At 66.3% G+C, this 2,326-nt stretch carries 2 protein-coding genes; both read right to left on the reverse strand.

Translation table 11 applies throughout. The features are described from left to right. Window positions 1–488: 488 nt before the first annotated feature. Window positions 489–1,760 (reverse strand): Glu/Leu/Phe/Val dehydrogenase, encoded by a 1,272-nt coding sequence (locus tag ACFQ36_RS22220; RefSeq protein WP_377017659.1) that lies wholly within the window; start codon window positions 1,758–1,760, stop codon window positions 489–491. A gap of 94 nt (window positions 1,761–1,854) precedes the next feature. Further along, a partial coding sequence (locus tag ACFQ36_RS22225) for a zinc-binding dehydrogenase (protein WP_377017661.1) occupies window positions 1,855–2,326 on the reverse strand: 472 nt, incomplete at its 5' end.

Genomic DNA, 2,326 nt, shown 5'->3' on the forward strand with positions numbered 1-2,326 from the left:
GGATGGCCGTTGCCCACCTTCTCCACCGCATCCGCGGCCAGCACGCGGATGGTGTCCACCGCGCGCCGGTCCAGCTCAGTCCAGTCGAGCTCCGACAGTGGTGTGTTTGGGCTTGCAGTAGCTGTAGCAGACATGGAAATGGTGTCCTTCCCGGCCGTTGTCTGATAAGTGTTCGATGTTCCCCGCAGGGGTTGCCCCGATAAGCGCGGGTTTTTCCATAGTGGATTGAGAGTTTTCGGGCCGACCGGTCTTGTACGGCAGCGACGCCTGTTGAATCCTTCTGGCGGAAGCGGGCCCACGGCCTGATGCCCAAAGGGGCAAATGGCTAATGAAGCGTCGACAAGCAGGCCTTACCTAAAGTGAACAGTCCACCCCGCCCGGCCTTTTCGGGCTCCCTTATGGAGCTGGCCAGCCTGAAGGCACGGCTGTCCATCTCCGGAGACCGGGTGAGGAAAGGCTTATCGTGGCTGCTGTCACGCCGCCGTCCGCTAGGGGTACAGTCCGCGGAGCCGGTGCGCTTCGGCCACCCGCTGGACCGCGAGGGCTGTCGCCGCCGACCGCAGGCCGATCCCGTACTTTCGGGAGAAGTCGGAGACTTCGCGGTAGGCGGAGATCATCCGGACGCGCAGCTTTTCCTCGACCTCTTCCTTGGTCCACCAGTACGCCTGGTTTCCCTGGACCCACTCGAAGTAGGAGACCAGCACCCCGCCGGCATTGGCCAGGATGTCAGGGACGACCAGCGTTCCTTGATCCGCGAGGATCCTGTCGGCCGGGATCGTGGTCGGGCCGTTGGCGCCCTCCACGACGATTTTGGCCCTCACGGCCGCGGCGTTGGCCTCGGTGATGACGCCCTCTACGGCTGCCGGAACCAGGATGTCGACGTCGGCTTCCAGCAGGTCCGCCTGGCTCACCGGATCCGCGCCGTCGAAGCCGACGACGCTGCCGGTGGCCGCAACATGCCTGCTAAGCGCGGCCAGGTCCAGCCCGCCGTCCGCGTAGAGGGCCCCGTACTGGTCGCTGACGTATTCGACGCTGACCCCGGCCTCGGCCAGGAAGGTGGCCGCCCCGGCTCCGACCTTGCCGAACCCCTGCACTGCCGCCGTGCAGGTCTCCGGGCGGAGGCTGCGTTCGGCGGCTGCTTCCAGGGCACAGTGGACGACGCCACGGGAGGTGGCCGAGGCGCGTCCGTGGGAGCCTCCGATGCTGATCGGCTTGCCGGTCACCACAGCGGGAATGGTGTGGCCGTGGTTCACGGAGAACGTGTCCATGATCCAGGCCATGGTTTGTTCGTCGGTCCCGATGTCGGGGGCGGGTATGTCCTTCTCCGGACCGAGGATGGGCATGATCTCGCTGGTAAACCGTCGGGTCAGGCGCTCGAGTTCGTCCTTCGAGTACCCGGTGGGGTCGATGGCAACCCCGCCCTTGGCCCCGCCGTAGGGAACGTCGATGAGGGCGCATTTCCAGGTCATCCACATGGCCAGGGCCCTGACTTCATCCAGGTCGACTCCGGGGTGGAAGCGGATCCCGCCCTTCGCCGGACCGCGGGAGATATTGTGCTGGACCCGGTGGCCGGTGAGCAGTTCGATTTCGCCGTTGTCCCGGCGCAGCGGGACGCTGACGGTCATTTCCCGGCGGGAAGTGCGCAGCATGGCATGCTGGCCCTCGGGGTAGCCGAGGAAGTCGATGGCTTCGGCCAACTGGCCGTGGGCTGATTGCAGTGGCAAGGCGGTTTTCGCCTCAAGCGCGGGTGCAGCAGGCATGGGATTCTCCATTTACAGCTGGATGCCGGTGGGTGGGGTGGCAGACGGGTAACCGATCTGCTTCCCGGATATTGATCGTTGGGTGAGGTTGCTCTCAGAAGCGGAGCAGTACTTTGCCGGAAGTTGCGGAGTCGCTGGCGACGGCGAAGGCTTCCAGGGCGTCTTCGGCGGCGAATTCGTGGGTCACCACGGTGTCAGCCTGCAGGGATCCGTCCGCCATGGCAGCCAGGACCTCGTCGATCTCGTCGTTGAAGCGGAAGGATCCGACGAGTTCGAGTTCGCGAGTGATGGCCAGCGAAGCCAGGACGGGTTGCGGTCCGGTGGGGAGGAGTCCGAGCATGACGACTCGCCCGCCACGTGTGGTGCCCCGTATCGCAGCCGCGAGGCCGTGGTGCGAGCCCGAAGATTCCACTACCACGTCGGCATCGACAGCCGCGATGCCTTCGGTATCGGCCGCGTCCAGGGCGGCCGTGGCGCCGAGGGCCAGGGCCGCGGTGCGCGGCCGCTCGTGCAGCTCCGTCACCACAATCTCGGCCGCTCCGGCGCGCCGGAGCACCGCGACGACG

Source organism: Arthrobacter sp. GCM10027362, assembly GCF_042679445.1.
GTDB lineage: Bacteria > Actinomycetota > Actinomycetes > Actinomycetales > Micrococcaceae > Crystallibacter.